We start from the raw sequence: 18,282 nt of genomic DNA on the forward strand, positions 1-18,282 counted from the left end.
TGGGGAGATCAAGTTCTCGTATCAAATGTCCATCAGCCAGCCCGCTGAGATTTTAACAATTTAACGGAAAGAAAAATTTCCCCATCAACTCACCTAGATAGTTTGAATCACCTGCAACTCGTTTCAGGAGCTCGACAAGTCGGCTAACTTCATTTTCATCAATCGATGCGAACAAATGACCGTATGGAGAAAGGTGCTGAAAAATTTCGACGAGACGATTTTCCATCATGGTCGCCCAACTCGAATGGGCGTGCGAATCTTTATAAGGAAACCCGTCGCTGCCGGTATTGTAGGGCGGATCGATGTAAGCGCATTTTACCGATTTGCTGACTAAAGCTCGCGAGGAAACTAACCCTTGAAAGTTTTCCGCATGCACGAGCAGACCATTGCATTGCTCATCAAAATTCGTAATGACTTGAATGACCCGAGCTTTGAACCCCCTGGAGAAATTCGATGTATCTAGAACCAGATGACTCTGGGATTTCAGAAATCCAACGCTCAGCGGGGATGAGTAACCTACTGCTGCGGATTGAAGTAGATCACTAGAAGCTTTCGTTTTAATTTCATTGATTGCAAACAACTTTACCCACTCTTCGCGTTGCGCATCACATGCAGCGATTTCTGGATAGAATTCTTCTGGGATGCGGTCGAGCGTGATGCCGTAGTTTGTTTCGACAACGAACTTCTTCTTGAGCCAGAGTTTCTTCTGGAAGTTTTCGATCTGGGCGAGGAAGCGGATGACTTTTCCGGAGATGGTTCGGAGGGCTTTGATCTTGGCGCGGGTTTCCTTCCAGTTGGATTCGGGCGCGTCATCGAGGTCATCGAGGTGGACGACTTCGTTCTTGATGAAGAAATCCAGTTCGCGGCGGAGGAAGCCGCCAAGGTCCTTGTGGATGAAGTAGTCGAAGGAGTTCTTGCCGGTGTATTCACCGAGGTGCTTGGCGAGGATGCTGCGGCCGCCCTTTTGTTTGCCGGTGTAGGTGGGATCGTTGGCGGCCAGGCCGGTGAACGGGCCTTTCGCATGTTCCGCTAGAATCGTGGCGGCGGCGGCTTCGTTGAGTGCGGTTTGTTTCTCGGCTTTGCCGATGGGGAGGTGGGAGAAGGAGAGGATTAAGTTTTCAGTTTTCAGTTTGGAGTTTTCAGGAAGAGAAGAATCCTGATGTAAACCTTGATAGACGAAGCGGCGTTCCTGGCCGGCGACGGCTTTGTTGTTGTCCTTCTCGGCGTCGGCCTCGGTGAGTTTGAAGGTGACGGTCGGCCGGGTGTCGGGTTTGTCGTCCTTGGGCGCGGGGCCGAGTTTGAAGGAGTAGTCGCGGTAGGTTTCGGCGGACTTGATGTAGTATTGATCGGCGTTCGCCCAATGGAGTTTCACTTCCTCGCCTTCGTAGGGAATGGCGTAGGTGTCCTTCTTGTAACGGCGCAGCGAAAGGAAATCGCCGTCCTTGTAATAGCGACCGAAGAAGGTGGTGAGCAGGGAGAAAGTCTCGTGGGTGATGGCGGTGGGATCGCCACCGGCGCTGGCAATCTTGTCGCGGAGTTCCTTCACCTTGGGCGCGGTGGAAATCATCGCGTCATCGAAGCCACCGGCGCGGAGTCCGGCCTCCACTTTTTCGAGTTCCGCGATCAGCTCGCCGGTTCCGGTTTGCAGGGCTTCGGCGAGGATGGCTTCCACCTGCGGTTCGAGGCTGTCGAGGAAGCCTTCGATTTCGACACGGCGGGCGTTGAGAATTCGATAGATGCCGAAGTCGAGTTCGGCGGCGGCATCGAGCTGGAAGAGTTCGGCGAGTTTCTTGCGGAGATCGGAGAAGGCGGACATTAGGAAGAATGGATGAAGGGCGAAGGATGAATTTCCTCAAATCACTGCCCACCGGATGGTGAAGAGATGTTGGGTTTGGGTTTTTTGCTGGAGGCGCGATTCCAGCGCGGCGACGAGGGTTTTGCGCTTGTCCTCGATCTCGTCTTCGATCTCGAAGATGCGCTGACGCTGGCGGCGCTTGGCTTGTTCCAGCTTGAGGATCTGGTCCTGCATCGCCTTTTCCTCCTGGAGCGTGGGTGCCTGGCGGGAGCGGCGCTGGAGGTCGCGGATCTGGCGTTTCAGGTCTTCGAGCTGTTTCTGCGAAGCGAGCTCCATGTCCTCGGCCCATTGGTCGAGCTGGTCGCGGGCCTGTTGGAAATGGCGGTGGTTGGTTTCGAGGGAACGGTTGAGCGTGGCGGCGAGGTGGCGTTTCGCCTCGGCGGCGAGGCGTTCTGGTGACTCGGGAAAAGAAGAGCTGGGACAGGAAGTCCCGGCTACGGTGAAGAGCTTCTCGCAGGTTTCCTGATTGAGATCTTGGCCGTCGTCGTCGAAGGCGGAGAAGAGCAGGTATTCCTCGCGCTCCAATGAATCGATGCGGAGCTGCTGGAGGGTGAGCCAGCCGGATTTCCCCTTGAGCTGCTCGACGACGCTGATCTTGGCGGGGTGGCGGGTGATGTCGAAGACGACCTCCGCCAGCGGGCACGGGTGGCCTTTTCCCTGCGCGACGGTGTGCTCCCCGAGCGGATGATTCAGGCGATAGAGAAACTCGCCGGGGATGTTGGCGCGGCCTTTTTGGATAAGCCGGTAATGGCCGGGGCGCGCGGCGGTGATCGGCGACTCGCGAAGTTCGAAGGCGAGTGCGTCGTCATCGAAAGCGGCGGAATCCCTCAGTTCGAAACGGCTGAGCGCCCAGAACAACCGGCCGATGCGGTCGAGTTGCAGACGCGCGCCTTCCAGCCGGACCTTGAGGCGCTCGTGGACGTCTTCGTCGAAATGATCGAGCAGCATCTGCCGGGTCTCGCTCATGCGGGACTGGATTTGCTGGTCGAGTTCTTCCCGGAGCTGTTCGAAGGCGGCTTTGATTTCCTCGGAGGAGCGGCACTGTTGATAGATCTCAAGCACGCGGCGCTCGAAGTCGATGGTGCCATCGACCAGGCCGAGGATGTCGTCGGAGGTGTCGAAGAGCGTGGAGAACAGGTGGAACTTGGTTTCGAGAAGTTCGTGGACGCGGAGGTCAGCCTCGTTGCGCTGGTTGAGAAAATTGATGACGACCACGTCGTGTTCCTGGCCGTAGCGGTGGCAGCGGCCGATGCGTTGCTCGATGCGCTGCGGGTTCCACGGCAGGTCGAAGTTCACGACGAGAGCGCAGAACTGGAGGTTGATGCCTTCCGCGGCAGCTTCGGTGGCGATGAGGATTTCGGCGGAGTCGCGGAAGGCGTCGATGATGGCGGTGCGGGAATCGACGGCGCGGGAGCCGGTCATGCGGCCGGTGTCGCGGTTGCGCGCGGCCCAGGATTCGTGGATTTTCTTGGAATCCGGATCGTTGTTGGAGCCGTTAAAAATGGCGACTTTTCCGTGGTGGCCGTTCGCTTCGAGGAATTCCTTGAGAAAGGTCTGGGTGCGGCGGGACTCGGTGAAAATGACGGCTTTCTGCGGGGCGGGCGGGTTCATCGCCGCCATTTGCGCGAAGCCGATTTCGAGGGCTTTCAGCAAGGCATGGCTCTTGGTGTCCACGCCGATGCTGCGCGCCCAGCGGATGTAATCTTCGAGTTCGGCGATTTCCTTTTTGAGCTTCACCGGGTCAATTGGCTCTGCAGCGGCGGGATTTTCCTCCGGGGCTTCGGCATCGTCGGCTGTGACTTCGGCGTCTTCCGCGTCTTCGAGGAGTTCGTCCAGCAACTCGGCGTCGAGGTCGTCACCGGCGATGAGTTGGTCGAAGAGGTTGGAGTTGTTTTTCGCATCCTCCTGAATCCGGAGAAGCCGGTCTCGCATCATTTCCAAGGTCCCGGCCAAGGCACGGGGCGAGGAGGAGAGCACCTTGCGGACGAGCAGGACGATGAGATGGCGCTGCCGCTGTGGCATGGCGTAGCTGTCCTCGCGCTGGAGGTAGCTGGAGACGGTTTCGTAAAGTTTGTGCTCCTGCTCGCTGGGAGTGAACGGGCGGGTGAGCAGGCGGCGCTGGGTGTATTTGACATACTCCAAGACCTGGCTGCGGAGCGTGCGATGGCAGAAAGTGGCGAGCCGCTCGCGCAGGCTGGCCAAGTCGCCGCCGGCGTTTGCGAACTGGGTGCGGAAGGATGGGAGGTCGCCGAAGAGGCGATCATCGATCAGGGTGGACAGGCCGTAGAGTTCGACCAGCGAGTTTTGGAGCGGGGTGGCGGTGAGGAGGATTTTCTTGCGGCTCTCGGTGGCGCTGCGGATCGCCTGACCGAGGCGGTTGCTCTCGCGGTAGCAGTTCCGGAGCTTGTGGGCCTCATCCATCACGACGAGGTCCCACGGAATCGGCTGGATCACCCCGGCCATGCGGGCGGCATAGTGATAGGAGCAGATGACGATTTGATTTTGCTCGAAGGGCGAGGCGTGGCCGTCCCGCTGAAAATTGCGGTAGGAATGGGCATCGAGAATGACGGAGGGTAAGTTGAATTTTTCCTCAAGCTCCAAGGCCCACTGTTTCCGCAGGGAGGCGGGTGTGATGATGAGCAGCTTCCGGTGGTCTTCTGCCCAGGATTGGCAGAGGACGAGACCGGCCTCGATGGTTTTGCCGAGGCCGACTTCATCGGCGAGCAAGACGCCTTTGGAGAGAGGCGACCGCAGCGCGAACATAGCGGCCTCGATCTGGTGGGGATTGAGTTCGACGGTGGCGTCGAAAAGCGCCCGTCCCAAGCGATCCACCCCCTCACCGCCAGTGCGGCTGAGTTCGTGGGCGTAGTATTTCGCGTGGTAGGGGGTCATCGGCAGCCTTTGCTGGTGATAGCCTAGAAAGACATTTTTTGTCAGGCAAGCCGCGATGACGTATTGGCCATAATAGCGAAAGAAAGGCCAAATATTTATTCCGAGAGATACTCAATAGACATGATTTCGACACGACGAACTCCTGATTTCCGCCGCTTCCGAGCATCCCCTATCTTCGAAGGGTGATTGATTACGAGGATATTCCACGCCTGCTGGCGACCATCGGCAAAGATCGGCGCTGGCTCGCCAAACAGCTGAAGCTCAGCGACAACACGATCCGCCAGTATCTCGGCCCGAAAGGGAAACGAACGGTGGAGCTGATGGAGGAGATCGAGCGGGTGATCACCCTGGAAACGGCACGGCGACGCGAGACGCGGCCCGAAGCGCCGCCGTGGAACGTGCTTTTCCGGACGGCGGAGGAGTTCGACAAGGCGGACCGGGCGAGCCGGGCGGCGAAGGCGGAGAGCCTGACGGAGTTCTGCCGGGCGGCGATCCTGGAGCGGGCGGAGGGGATTCTGGCGCAGAAGGAGCGCGGCGGGCGCTGAAGAGGAAAACAGCACGCCTCATGTTTGGTGGAAATGCGATGGACCAGAAGGCACGAGGCGAGACGCCTCCGCAACGGTCTGCCGCGAGACGCGTCAGCCACTTTTCGGATCGCCGCGAAAGCGGTGGTAGTGCCGGGGACGAGTGGGACGAAGAGGACGGGGTTTCGCGGCGACCGGTGATCGCCGCCACGCTGCGCGCGGCAAGCAACCCGTTGGGGAGGGAATGCAAAGGGCTCTCGGAGTCCGGATCAAGGTCCGCGATGCAGACGCCGGAATTCGCAATGCACGGGCGTGAATAATTCGATCCCGAGGCCACCGGCCCGTGTTTCCACTGCCTGTGCGCGATGTCAGGCACCCCGTTACGCGATGTACGGACCCCCGTTACGCGATGTTCGAACCCCCGTTACGCGTGGAACGGGTGCCTGTTCCCCATGTACGGACCCCCGTTACGCGTGGAACGAGTGCCTGTTCCCCATGTACCGACCCCCGTTACGCGATGTTCGGGTGCCCGTGCGCGATGTATGGGCACATGTGCGCGATGTCCGGGCAATCTTGCGGACTCGACACCCGGCGGGAGCAGGCTTATAACGAAATCGTCCGACTCCCCCAAAAACCGCCATGTCCGCCGAATTCAAAGACTACTACGCCACCCTCGGCGTATCGCGCGACGCCAGCGCCGCCGATATCAAGAAGGCCTTCCGCAAACTGGCGCGGAAACATCACCCGGACGTCGCCACGGACAAGAAGGCCGCCGAGGCGAAATTCAAGGAAATCAACGAGGCCAACGAGGTGCTGAGCGATCCGGAAAAGCGCCAGAAATACGACAGTCTCGGGGCGGATTGGGAAAATCCCTACGCCGCTGCCGGCGGGCGGCGGCGGGGCGGAGCACCGTTCCAGGAACGCGAGGTCAACTTCGGCGGCACCGGCTTCAGCGACTTTTTCGAGCAGTTCTTCAGCGGTGGCAGCCGCTACGGATTTCCGGAAGCCGGACCCGCCCCAACCGCCCGCGAGCGCCGCGGCAACGACATCGAGGGCGACATCCTCGTCACCCTCGAAGAAATCATGCACGGCGACGTCCGGCCGATTACCCTCCAGATCACCAATCCGCGCACCGGCAAGGCAGAGACGCGCTCCTTCCAAGTCCGCATTCCACTCGGTGTCGTTTCAGGAAAACGCATCCGCGTCCCCGGCCAAGGCGAAGCCGGCAGCGGCGGCGGTCCGGCGGGCGATCTCTATCTGCGGGTGCGCCACGCCGCCCACCCGGATTTCCACACCGAGGGCTCGGACCTGTATTACGATCTCGACCTCGCGCCTTGGGAAGCGGTGCTCGGCACCCAACTCAGCGTGCCCACCTTGGACGGCCCAATCAAACTCCGCGTCCCCGCCGGCAGCGAGAACGGCCAGCAGCTCCGCGTCCGCGGCCGCGGCCTGCCCAAGGGGAAGACCGGCGAGCGCGGGGATTTCCACGCCACCATCACCGTACACCTGCCGACAAAATCCAGCGCCGAAGAACTCGAAATCTGGGAGAAACTCCGCGGGATTTCAAAATTCAATCCACGGACAGAGCCGCCAATCCCCACGTGATACAGGCATTCCTGCCTGTTCTTTCGCTCCCGCCCCCCCCGAAGAGGCAGGCAGGAATGCCTGCATCACGGAGCGGCTGCCTACGCCCGGACTCGTCTGATATTTACAAAAAAAACGCCGCCCGGCATGAAGCCGGACGGCGTGTGGATGTTTCTGGTCTCTCAGGTTCAGGCAACCTTCGAAGCGTGTTTCGCTTCGAGGGCTTTCTTCGCCTGGGCAACGATGGCGGAGAAGGCGGCGGCGTCGGTGATCGCGAGATCCGAGAGGATCTTACGGTCAGCTTCGATACCGGCGGCTTTCAAGCCTTCGATGAAGCGCGAATAGGTCAGGTCCTCGTTGCGGCAGGCAGCGTTGATACGCTGGGTCCACAGACGGCGGAATTGTCCTTTGCGCCTCTTCCGGTCGCGATACTCATAGGTCATCGCCTTGCGGACAGCGTCCTTGGCGTAACGGAAGAGTTTCGAGCGGAAACCGCGGAAACCCTTGGCACGGAGCAGCGTCCGCTTGCGGCGGGCGCGGCTGGCCGGTGAATTAGTGGCACGTGGCATTTAGTTTATTTCAGTTTGAACAGACCGTTGATTTCATTTCCTTCCCCAGTCTCGACTGTTCGTGTCTCCCTCGCGGGATCAGGCTGGGTAAAGGCCGTCCGATTAGCGGACGGGGCTATTGTTCGTTGCTGCGATTTCCAGGTTACCGGGAAAAAGGAAGATTCTCTCTGACGTTTCTAAGGTCAGCATCGGAGACGAGAGCAGCTTGGCCAAGACGACGCTTGCGTTTGCTGTTCTTGCCTTGCAACAAGTGGCGAGCCCCTTGTTTGCGACGCAGAATTTTCCCTGTCCCAGTGACTTTGAAACGCTTGGCAACGGCTTTCCGTGTTTTTGCTTTTCCTCCGACTCTTGGCATGGGACGGGCAAACTAGGGATCCGCGCCTCCTTGGCAAGAGGAAAATAGGATATTTACGAGGGTTTCCACAGCGGGAAAAGCGGCCCGGCGCGACTCTGGCGTCGGTGGAATTTCACGGGCTGGGAACCAACCTTACCTGGCGGATGCTGACGCCCTGCCAGTTGTCCTTCACGGCTTTCAACTCGAAAGAGGTTTCTCCGGCGGGCAAATCAAGCGTGCCGAGCTCGACCTTCTTCCACGTCAGGCCGGGACCGGTGGCTTGGATTTCCACCGGAACGGAAACCTTCTTCACGTCCAAAGTCAGCTTGGCCGGATCCGGCGTGGCGACCTCGGCTTCGACCTTCCATTTCCCGGCCTGCGGCGCGTTGAGTGTGTATTCGATCCTCCAGCCGGGTTTTTTCCAATCCGTCAGATAGGCATCCGGCCCGGAACCCCGCAGCTGGATGTTGCCGCCGACGTCGCCATGCACATCCGCGTCCGCAGCGCCGAACGTCAGGCTGCGATCGGCCGCGGGCGTGATGAAGGCTTGCTGGGTGATGGTGAGCGGGCCGGAGAAATCCAGACGCAGCACCGACACGTCGGCATCCGTGGCGGACTCTGGCAGCTGGACCACCACACCTTCAGGCGAAGCCGTGGCGGTGACGGCGGCACCGGACTTGAGCATCTTCCCGGTGACGGGCAATTCCTTCAAGGTCGGCAATAACAACTTCCCGTCGGCAGGCCATTCCCAGACATGGAGAAACAGGGTGACGCCGCCATCGGCGGCGGGCTTTTGGGTCACCCGCCCCCATTGCAGGCGGCGCGGGAACGGGCCGGCCCGGGTCGCGTAGATCGCCTCGCCGTTGACATCCATCCAGCGGCCGACGGCTTCAAGCCGCTCGACGCTTTCCGGCGGGATCACCCCCTCGGCGGTGGGTCCGACGTTGAGCAGGAAATTGCCGCCCTTGCTGGAAATGTCCGATAGATTGCGGATGATCTGGCGCGTGCTCTTCCAGTTGTGGTCGTTTTTCTTGAAGCCCCAGGTGTCGTTCATGGTCATGCAGACCTCGAACATCTTGCCGGGGTAACCCCGCGGCGGGATGTGCTGCTCGGGCGTCATCGTGTCGCCCGCGAAGCCCTCGCCGAGCCGGTTGTTATTGAGGATTTCCGGGTGGCGGACCATCAATTCCGCAAACGGCTTGACCCGCTCCGGAGTCATCCTCACCGGCGTGTCCCACCAGAGGATCGCCGGCTGATAGGCGGTGATGATCTCCTCCACCTGCGGCAGCGCGATGGATTTCAGATAGTGATCGTAATCCCCGGCCTGCGCGGGGTCCCATGGCTCGCCGGTGCCGTAGCGCCCGCCACCGGGATGCGTCCAATCCTGCGCCTGGGAATAATAGAGCCCGAACTTCAGGCCCTCGCCGCGCACGGCGGAGGCCAGCGGGGCCAGCAAATCCCTCTTCGCCCCCAAACTCATCACGTCCCAGTCGGTGACCTTGGAGTCAAAGAGGGCGAAGCCGTCGTGATGCTTGGAGGTGATGACCACGTATTTCATGCCGGCCTTTTTGGCGAGCTTCGCCCAGGCGGCGGGATCATATTTCGCGGCCGTGAAATCCTTGGCGAAGCCCTTGTAATCCGCCACCGGGATCTTGCCGTTTTTCATGATCCACTCGCCGATGCCGCCGATGGGTTTCCCCTGCCATTCCCCTGCGGGCACCGTATAGACGCCCCAGTGGATGAACATCCCGAAGCGGGCCTCCTTGAACCATTGCAGCCGGTCGGCGGCGGGCGGGGTCTCCACGGCGAGGACCGAAGAAACTGACAGGGCGAGCGCCGCAAGACAGGCGGCCGGGCGTGGGAGCGATGTGGCTTTCATAGCAAGTAACGGATGGGAAATGAAAGGTGACCGCACCGGAGAAATCCGAGCGGACCAACGACATATCAACATCCGAGGCGGTGACCCGCAAGGTAATCATGATCCAGTCTTTCCCTTGTTTGGCGAACGGGATGGCAGGCAGATTGGAATCCACTCGCCCGAAGTCTTTTCTGGCATCGGTGAAGCGGATGTTTAGCCTCGCTTCAAAGCCACCGATCCATGTCACCCTCACCACTTGCTGATTTTTTCGCCGACCCCGCCTCATGGCTGGTGGTCGCCTCGGGCCAGGCGGAAGGCCGCCTCACCCGCGCCGAGGGACCGGACGGAAAACCGGCGCTGCGGCTCGATTACGATTTCCACGGCGGCGGCGGATTCGTGGTGGCGCGGAAGGAAATCCAGCTCGCCCTGCCGGAGACGTTCAAGCTCGGGTTCTCGCTCCACGGCGAGGGTCCGGCGAATCATTTCGAGCTCAAGGTCGCCGATCCGGGTGGCTCTAACGCGTGGCGCTGCCTGCGGGAAAATTTCGAATTGCCCGGCGCGTGGACGGAGATCCGGATTCGCGAGCGGGACCTGCCCTTCGCCTGGGGTCCGGCGGGTGGCGGCGCTCCCTCCGCCATCGGCGCGATCGAGCTGGTCATCGCCGCCGGTCCGGGAGGAAAGGGCAGCGTGTGGTTTTCCGACATCTCGCTGGAGGACGAAACGCTCTATCAGCCCAAGGAAATCAGCGCTTCGAGCCACCTTCCCAACTGCCCGCCGGAGTCGGTGTTCAAGACCGGTTCAAGCGGGTTCTGGCAGGCTGCGGCGAACGATCCCGCGCCGCGCTGGTCGGTGGACTTCGGCCGCCTCGTGCGCTTCGGCGGCTTGGTCATCGACTGGCCTTCGCCGGAGACGCCGCGGGTTTACGACATCGAGATTTCAGAAGACGGGGAAACCTGGTCGCGGATTCACCGGGCTTTCCATGCGCTGGGATCGCGCAGCCACATCCCCGCGCCGGGGGCGGAAGCGCGCTACTTGCGGGTGAATTTCGCCAACGCGGAGTCCGCCTCGCTGGCGGCCCTGCAGTTGCGGCCCGACGCGTTTTCCCGCACGCCTAACGAGTTCATCCACGCGGTGGCCGCGGATTTCCCGCGCGGCTGGTTCCCGCGCTACTGGCACCGCGAGCAGTCCTACTGGACGCCAGTCGGCAGCCCGGAAGGAAAACGCCGCGGACTGATCAACGAGGAGGGCATGGTGGAGGTGGACGAGGCGGGGTTTTCGCTGGAGCCGTTTTTGCTCATCGGCAAGCAACTGGTCAGCTGGGCGGATGCGGAAATCCGCCTGTCGCTTCCCGAGGATGGCGCGCCGTTTCCGGTAGTCACCTGGCAGGCGGACGACGTCAAATTAACGATCCAGCCATGGGTCGATGGCGTGGGCGACGGCCTCGTCCTGCGCGTGACTTATCAGCTTGAAAGCCGTTCCCATCAGGCGCTGCGGTTGGCCGTGGCGGTGCGGCCGTTCCAAGTGAATCCGCCCTGGCAGGCGTTCCGCAATCTCGGCGGCCGCAGCCCGATCCAACAGATCACCTGCGCGGTCGGCGGCATGACCGTGGACGGCAGCCAGGTGCAAACGAATCTTCAACCGGATGCGCTCGGCGCGGCGGCCTTCGAGGAAGGGGGCGTGATGGAATTCCTCGCCCGCGGCGAGGTGCCGGCGCGCGATGCGGTGAACGACGAATCCGGCCTGGCATCCGCCGCGATGGCTTGGAGCGTGCCGCCGGGAGACGGTCCGTTCCAAGTCACCGTCTCGGTTCCGTTTTTCAAAAACGCGGCCGAACCCGCGGAACACGGCTTCGCACACGCCATCTCCCGCTGGCGCGAAATCCTCGCACCGGTCGAGTGGCAGGTGCCGTCCATCGCCAGTAACGCGGTCGCGTGTTTCCGCACGGCGGCGAGCCATATCCTGATCAACCGCGACGGCCCCGCGATCCAGCCCGGACCCCGCCGCTACACCCGCTCGTGGGTCCGCGACTGCGTGATCATGGGCGCGGCGCTGGCCAAGGCGGACTGCCCGCACGCGCTGCGGGATTTCGTGCGCTGGTATGTCCAGTTTCAGCGCGAGGACGGCTTCGTGCCCTGCGTCGTGGACCGCGACGGCGTGGACTGGCTGGTGGAGCATGACAGCCACGGGCAATTCATCTGGGGAATCCGCGAGGTTTTCCGGACTGACAAGGAGGTCGAGTTCGCGAAATCGATGTGGCTTCCGGTTAGCCGTGCGGCGGAATACCTCATCCATCTGCGCTCGCTGCGGATGACTCCTGAATTCACGTCTTCATACGGACTGCTCCCGGAATCCGCCAGCCACGAAGGTTATCTCGCGCATCCGGTCCATTCCTACTGGGACGATTTCTGGGGGATCCGCGGACTCGAGGCAGCCGCGGAAATCGCCGGTGCGCTCGGCCACCACCACGACGCCGCGCGCTGGCGGGATGAGGCGAAGGCGTTTCTGGGAGACGTGCTGCGCTCGATCGCCCATGTCATCAAGGAGCGGAAAATCGACTACGTCCCCGGCTCCGTCGAGTGGGCGGACTTCGATCCCACGGCCACTTCCAACGCGATCGCGCAGCTCGACTTCGCCGACGATCTCCCGCCGGGGCCGCTCCATCAGATGCTCGACACCTATCTCGAAGGGTTCCGCAAAAAGCACCGCGGCGAGATTCCGTGGCTTAACTACACGGCTTACGAAATCCGCATCATCGGCGCGTTCGTGCGGGTCGGAAAACGCGAGGAAGCCAACGAACTGTTGGACTTCTTCCTCTCCGACCGCCGGCCGCTCGAGTGGAACCAATGGCCGGAAATCACCTGGCGCGACCCGCGCTCGCCGGGCCATCTGGGAGACGTGCCGCACACTTGGATTGCCGCGGAATACATGCTGGCGCTCGCCTCGATGGTCGCCAGCGAGCGCGAGGCTTCCGGGAAAATGATCCTCGCCTCCGGCCTGCCGTGGCCGTGGCTTTCCGAGGAAAGCGGATTTTCCGTGCGCGGGCTGATGACCCGCTACGGCCCGCTCGATTTCAAAATGGCAGTTAGTGAAACCGACCGCATCACCTTCGAAATCGGCGACCGCATCTCGCTGCCCCCCGGCGGCCTGTCCGTCGCGCCGCCGCTCCCACCCGGCCAACGCATCCGCCACGCGCTCACCTCCAGCGGGCACCCCCTCGCGGTCGATGCCGACGGCGCGTCCGTCACCGTCGAAAATCTACCCGTCACCGCCACGCTGTTTCTCGGCTCATCGGACTCCCCCACCCTTGCCTGAAAAGGGGCAACCGGCGGTCGGTCGCAAGGAAGGACGGAATCCGTCCGCCCATGTGCATGAGGTGACCATGAGGTGAGGGAAGCCGCTAGACATTGACTTCCCATGCGCCCGGCGGTCGGATACCGCCGCTCCTTGGTGCCCCCCTCCTTTCAGTTGCACCCGTTAGCAACTCAGGTCGTGCAATTCCTTGTGGCCGTCGCCGGGCGCTTCATGGCGCACTTCCCACGCGCCCTCCGCCTTGATTTCGAGGATGGCGTCATAGCGCAGGCGCGACTCGCCGTTCTTGGACAGGATCACCGCGCCGATCCCCTGCTCCGTGAGCATGTCGAGGATCTTGGAAATCTGGGTCTTGGGAAGCGCGCTGCCGGGACGATCGAGGAAAACGAACGCGGGCTTCGCCAGGAAAATCCGCGACACGGATAGAAGATGCTGCTCGCCGATCGAGAGCAGGTCATCCCAGTCGTGATCGGTATCCAGGCCGTTCGCGTGTTTCACCACGTCTTCGAGGCCCAGCCTCACCAGCACTTCCATGATCACGGCATCCGGAGTAACCAACTCCATTCCCGTCCGCAAAAGTGCTTCGCGCAAGGTTCCCGGCGGCAGATAGGGCCGCTCCGGCAGAAACAGAATGTCATCCAGGCCCGGGCGGATGATGTGTCCGCCACCGCATTCCCACACGCCCGCCGTCGCGCGGAACAAGGCCACTTTCGGAGCGTCGTCCTTGCCGATCACCAGCCAGCGCGAACCGCGGGTGATCTCAATATTCAGGTTGGAAATCAGCAGACGCGTCTTGTCCGCAGAGCGCAGGGTCACATCCCGATAGGCAACCCGGTCCGGCGATTCCTCGACCGCGATCGTGCAAGGTGATGTCCGCTGCACGTTTTCGATCGCGTCACTGAGCGTATGCAGGCGGGCGACGACCGCGGTGAACGCCGAGATCGATTGAAACTGCGTCACGATGAGGGAAAACGCGCCGAGCAAGGTTGCGAACGCCATCGTGGACTGCGTGATCACCCCGAACTCCCTGTCGCCCCAGATGAACATCGGCGCGATGATCAACGCCGGGATGATCTGGATGAAATAGTTATAACCGTTGGTGAAAAACCCCAGGTTGCGGTTGATCCGGATCAAGCGGCGGAAGTTAGCGGTCAAGGCGTCGAGCCGCTTGTTCAAGCGGGCCTTGAAGCGGCCTTCCCGGTGGGCCAGCGCGATCGACTCGGAGTTTTCCCGCACATGGATCAGGTCCGAACGGAAATTCGCCTCCATATCGAGCTGGTTGTAATTCAACCGGATCAACGGCTTGCCGAGGAAAATCGTCATCGCCGAACCGCACAGCGCGTAAACCACCGCCACGCTGAAAAGAAACGGACTGATCGTCCACAAGACGCCGGAGAAGGAAATGGCAGTTAGAGTCCCGTTGACGATCAGCAGGATGAACGACAGCGTCGTGGTCGTGAAGGCGCGGACATCGTCGGAAATCCGCTGATCCGGATTGGCGACTCCGGTGGCCGAATCCAAACGATAATACGTGCGATCATGCAAATAAAGATCCGTCAGGCGCCTCGTCAGTTGCTCGCGCCAGAGAATCCCCAGTCGCTCCTCGGTGAATCGGAAGAAAGCCAACACCACCGTCGAGGCGAGGAAAACCCCCACGTAAAACAGCGCCTGCTGTTTGAAAACGCCCATGTTGCGATTCTCGATCGCCGACATGAAATCCCGGCCGACGTAGCTGTTGAGGACGTTCAAGCCGTTGATCGCCATCATTAGCAGAATCAAAGTCACAGCGAACATCACCGCCTTTGGCCCCTGTTCCGAGCGCACCAACATCCGCAAAGCGTTGCAAAGACGCTTCCACGTGAGCCGGGTGATTTGGAGTTTATCGTGAGACATTCGTGATGACACAAGCTGGCTTAAGCGTTCCGATGATTCGGAAATGTTAACAACTTTCTGGCGCGGGGATGACAAAAATTTCCATTCATGGCAAAGACAATCACCGAAATCCGGCAAAAAGCCAGCCCTGCGCCCGGATTCCAGCGGGGGGTTCCTGCGCGACTCCCGCCTGACCAAGCATCTTGTGACTCCCGCTCCTCCTGATCCAAGGGAAAGCGGCCCTCGAAATGAACGACACAAGACTGGCGCTTCCCGCAGGTTTCGCCAGACTCCCCGCAGCCACCCGCACTCATGCTCGCCTTTTCTTCATGCTGGAATAACAGTCGCCACACGGACGGCGAGTCGATGATCGAGGAAATCGTCGAGCTCGGTTTTTCGAACATCGAGCTCTCGCACGGCATGACCATCGCCAAGCTGCCGGGCATCAAAAAGGCTTACGAGCGCGGAATCTTCACGTGTTCGGGCGTTCACAACTATTTCCCCTCGCCCGTCGAGGTGATGATCGACGCGCCGGACGCCTACGAGTTCACGTCGCACCGGCCCTTCGACCGCCAGCGGGCGATGGACATGACCTTCCGCACGCTCGACATTGCCGCCGAGTTCAAGGCGCGCTACCTCGTCCTCCACATGGGCTCGGTGCCGATGAGTCCGAAAAAATGGACCCGCCCGCTGACCACGACCGTCGCCGAAGGCGGCCAGCACAGCGCGGACTATATCAAACGGAAACTCGCGTTCGTGAAGAAGCGGGAAAAAATCGGCCCGCTGTATTTCCACCGCGCCATCGAGGCGCTCACGACCATCGCCGAGCGGGCGGCGGAAGTCGGCGTGAAGCTGGCGGTCGAATCCCGCTCGCGCTTCGAAGACATGCCGACGGAGCGCGAAATGATCGCGCTGCAAACGCATTTCGCCGACAACCCGTGGGTCGGCTACTGGCATGACTTCGGCCACGTCCAGCTCAAGCACAACCTCGGCCTGCTCGATCACGAGGAGTGGCTGGAGAAAATCTCCCCGCATCTGATAGGCGGGCACGTCCACGACGTGCAGTGGCCTGCCAGAGACCACCGCACGCCGTTCAGCGGGACGCTGGATTACGCCGCGCTGTTGAAATTCTTCCCCGCCGGCTGCCCGCTCATCTGGGAACTCAGCCCCACCCGCGAAGCCGCGGAAATCCGCAGCGCGCTGGTCCGCTGGAAAAGCGAATTCCCGCAACGCGCATAAGATCCAAGACAGTTCCCGCGAATCGCGCCGTTCTATGGGGACAAGACACCCTCCCATTTTCCACTTCATGAAACCTCACTTCAAATCCCTCCTTCCCGTCTGCGTGGTAAGCGCCAGCTTGATCGCCTTCGCCGCCGCGTTCGGCTTCCGCGGCGCGAACCCGCTCGACGCCCAGGCGACCGATGCCGCCGTCACCGTCCTCACCACCCAGATTCTGGAAAAATCCCAGTTCGCCCACCAACAACTCGACGACGAGCTGGCCGGCAAGTTTCTCGACCGCTATCTCGACACGCTCGACGCCAGCCACATGGTCTTCCTGAAAAGCGACATCGACGAATTCGCGGGCTCCCGCAAGTCGCTCGCCGAAACCACGCGCAAGCAAGGCGACACCAAGCTCGCGCACTTCATTTTCAAGCGTTACCTCCAGCGCCTCGACCAGCGCGTCGCCTTCATCGCCGCCGAATTGAAGGACGCCAAATTCGATTTCACCGCGGAGGAAACCTATTCCTACGACCGCAAGGAGACGCCCCACCCGGCGGACATCGAGGCCGCGCAAGCCTTCTGGCGCCAGCAACTGCGCTACGAATACCTCCAGGAAAAACTCGCCGGGAAAAAGGAGGAGGACATCGTCAAAACCCTCGGCCGCCGCCCCGTCCGCGTCGCCGAGACGATGCGCAAGCTGAGCGACAAGGCCGTGCTCGAGTTCTATCTGAACGCGCTCGCCCAGATCTACGACCCGCACTCCGACTACATGGGACCCGAGCAGCTCAAGAGCTTTGAAATCGGCATGAACCTCTCGCTCACCGGCATCGGCGCGACGCTGCAATCCGAGGACGGCTATTGCAAAATCAAGGAGCTCGTCCCCGGTGGTCCCGCCGCCCGCAGCGGACTGCTAGTGAACGGCGACCGCATCGTCGGCGTCTCCCAGAAAGTGGACGGCGAGTTCACCGACCTCGTCGACCTGCCGCTCTCCCAGGCCGTCGAGCTCATCCGCGGCAAGAAAGGCACCTCGGTTTTCCTCAACATCATCCCCGCGGCCGCCACCGACGACAGCGCCCGCAAGACCATCACCATCGTCCGCGAGGAGATCAAACTCGAAGACCAGCAGGCCAAGGCGCAGATCATCGACCTGCCCGCCGGCGACAAGACCCAGCGGATCGGCGTCATCGACCTGCCGGCATTCTACGCCGGCGAGGGCGACGGCAAGGGAGCTCCGACTTCCGCCACCGCGGACGTCGCCCGCATCGTCACCAAGCTCAAACAGGAGAACGTCACCGGCATCATTCTCGACCTCCGCCGCAATGGCGGCGGCTCGCTCCAGGAAGCCATCGACCTGACCGGACTCTTCATCCCCTCCGGCCCGGTCGTGCAAACGCGCAACCTCGAAGGCCGCGTGGAAGTCGGCAAAGACCGCGATGACAATGTCGCCTATGACGGTCCGCTCGTCGTTCTCACCAGCCGCTTCAGCGCCTCCGCCTCCGAGATTGTCGCCGGTGCCTTGCAGGACTATGGCCGCGCGGTCATCGTCGGCGACACCTCGACTTTCGGCAAAGGCACCGTCCAAACGATCATCCCGCTCGACCGGATCATGCAAAGCGAAGGCATCGTCCCCGGCTCCGACCCCGGCGCGTTGAAGGTGACGATCAGCAAATTCTATCGACCCAGCGGCAAGTCCACCCAGCTTGAAGGCGTCAAGGCGGACATCGTCATTCCCTCTCTCACCGACCTGCCGGAGATCGGCGAGTCCGACCTCGGCAATCCGCTGCCGTGGGACACCGTCCCCGCCGCGAAATTCACGGAAGCCAACCGCGTCAATCCATCGCTGGCCACCCTCCGCACCCGCTCCGGCGAGCGCGTCGCCAAGACCCAGGATTTCATCGAACTGAAGTCCGAGATCGAGCGCTTCCGCAAGCTCCGCGCGGACAAGTCGGTCTCGCTCAACGAAGCCGGGCGCCGGAAGGAGAAAGACGAGCTCAAAGCCCGCGCCGAGACCCTCAAAAAGGAACGCCTCGCCCGCGCCGCCAAGCCGCCCGCCGCCTACGAGGTCACGCTCAAAAACGTCGCCAAACCCGGCCTCGGCGATTTGGTGAAACCGAAGCAGCCCGAAATCGAGATCGACCCGGAAGCCGACGATGAAGCCGCCGCAGCAGCCCCGGCCGAAGACATCATCCTCCACGAGGCGCAGAACATCCTGCTCGACTACGGCAACCTCCTCAAGGGCCAGCCCGTGGTCTCCCAGCGCTAAG

Annotated in this window: 11 protein-coding genes; 5 read left to right on the forward strand and 6 right to left on the reverse strand. The window is 61.5% G+C overall.

Annotated elements, in window-relative coordinates; all coding sequences use genetic code 11:
- Positions 1–52: 52 nt before the first annotated feature.
- Positions 53–1,816 carry a DNA methyltransferase gene (locus AC4DF4_RS04270; protein ID WP_490046877.1) on the reverse strand — a complete coding sequence of 588 codons (1,764 nt, stop codon included), beginning with the start codon at positions 1,814–1,816 and terminating at the stop codon, positions 53–55.
- A 36-nt stretch (positions 1,817–1,852) separates the two neighbouring features.
- Entirely contained in the window at positions 1,853–4,747 is a 2,895-nt protein-coding gene (locus AC4DF4_RS04275) for an SNF2-related protein (RefSeq protein ID WP_490046878.1), read from the reverse strand.
- A 182-nt stretch (positions 4,748–4,929) separates the two neighbouring features.
- Between AC4DF4_RS04275 and AC4DF4_RS04280 the strand changes: the two genes are divergently transcribed.
- Both AC4DF4_RS04280 and AC4DF4_RS04285 read left to right on the forward strand, forming a co-directional pair.
- Positions 4,930–5,292 (forward strand): hypothetical protein, encoded by a 363-nt coding sequence (locus AC4DF4_RS04280; protein ID WP_490046879.1) that lies wholly within the window; start codon positions 4,930–4,932, stop codon positions 5,290–5,292.
- Between the two features lie 618 nt (positions 5,293–5,910).
- Complete coding sequence (locus AC4DF4_RS04285; RefSeq protein WP_490046880.1) at positions 5,911–6,876, forward strand: DnaJ C-terminal domain-containing protein; 966 nt, start codon at positions 5,911–5,913, stop codon at positions 6,874–6,876.
- A 167-nt stretch (positions 6,877–7,043) separates the two neighbouring features.
- Here the strand turns inward: AC4DF4_RS04285 and rplT are convergent, their stop codons facing one another.
- The 3 genes from rplT to AC4DF4_RS04300 form a co-directional block, all read right to left on the reverse strand.
- Positions 7,044–7,424 carry a 50S ribosomal protein L20 gene (gene rplT, locus AC4DF4_RS04290; protein ID WP_490046881.1) on the reverse strand — a complete coding sequence of 127 codons (381 nt, stop codon included), beginning with the start codon at positions 7,422–7,424 and terminating at the stop codon, positions 7,044–7,046.
- Positions 7,425–7,566: 142 nt separating this feature from the next.
- Positions 7,567–7,779 carry a 50S ribosomal protein L35 gene (rpmI, locus tag AC4DF4_RS04295; RefSeq protein ID WP_348216068.1) on the reverse strand — a complete coding sequence of 71 codons (213 nt, stop codon included), beginning with the start codon at positions 7,777–7,779 and terminating at the stop codon, positions 7,567–7,569.
- A gap of 112 nt (positions 7,780–7,891) precedes the next feature.
- Positions 7,892–9,637, reverse strand: a complete 1,746-nt coding sequence (locus AC4DF4_RS04300; RefSeq protein ID WP_490046882.1) for an alpha-L-fucosidase — start codon at positions 9,635–9,637, stop codon at positions 7,892–7,894.
- Between the two features lie 219 nt (positions 9,638–9,856).
- Here AC4DF4_RS04300 and AC4DF4_RS04305 point away from each other — a divergent pair, with 219 nt between their 5' ends.
- Entirely contained in the window at positions 9,857–12,928 is a 3,072-nt protein-coding gene (locus tag AC4DF4_RS04305) for a discoidin domain-containing protein (protein WP_490046883.1), read from the forward strand.
- Positions 12,929–13,090: 162 nt separating this feature from the next.
- Here AC4DF4_RS04305 and AC4DF4_RS04310 read toward each other — a convergent pair whose 3' ends face one another.
- Positions 13,091–14,818 (reverse strand): ABC transporter ATP-binding protein/permease, encoded by a 1,728-nt coding sequence (locus AC4DF4_RS04310; protein ID WP_490046884.1) that lies wholly within the window; start codon positions 14,816–14,818, stop codon positions 13,091–13,093.
- Positions 14,819–15,109: 291 nt separating this feature from the next.
- On the opposite strand from AC4DF4_RS04310, the gene AC4DF4_RS04315 reads away from it, so the two are divergent.
- Positions 15,110–16,036 carry a sugar phosphate isomerase/epimerase family protein gene (locus AC4DF4_RS04315; RefSeq protein WP_490046885.1) on the forward strand — a complete coding sequence of 309 codons (927 nt, stop codon included), beginning with the start codon at positions 15,110–15,112 and terminating at the stop codon, positions 16,034–16,036.
- A 67-nt stretch (positions 16,037–16,103) separates the two neighbouring features.
- Positions 16,104–18,281, forward strand: a complete 2,178-nt coding sequence (locus AC4DF4_RS04320) for a carboxy terminal-processing peptidase (protein WP_490046886.1) — start codon at positions 16,104–16,106, stop codon at positions 18,279–18,281.
- The last annotated feature ends 1 nt before the right edge of the window (position 18,282 follow it).

This window comes from Luteolibacter sp. (assembly GCF_058122085.1).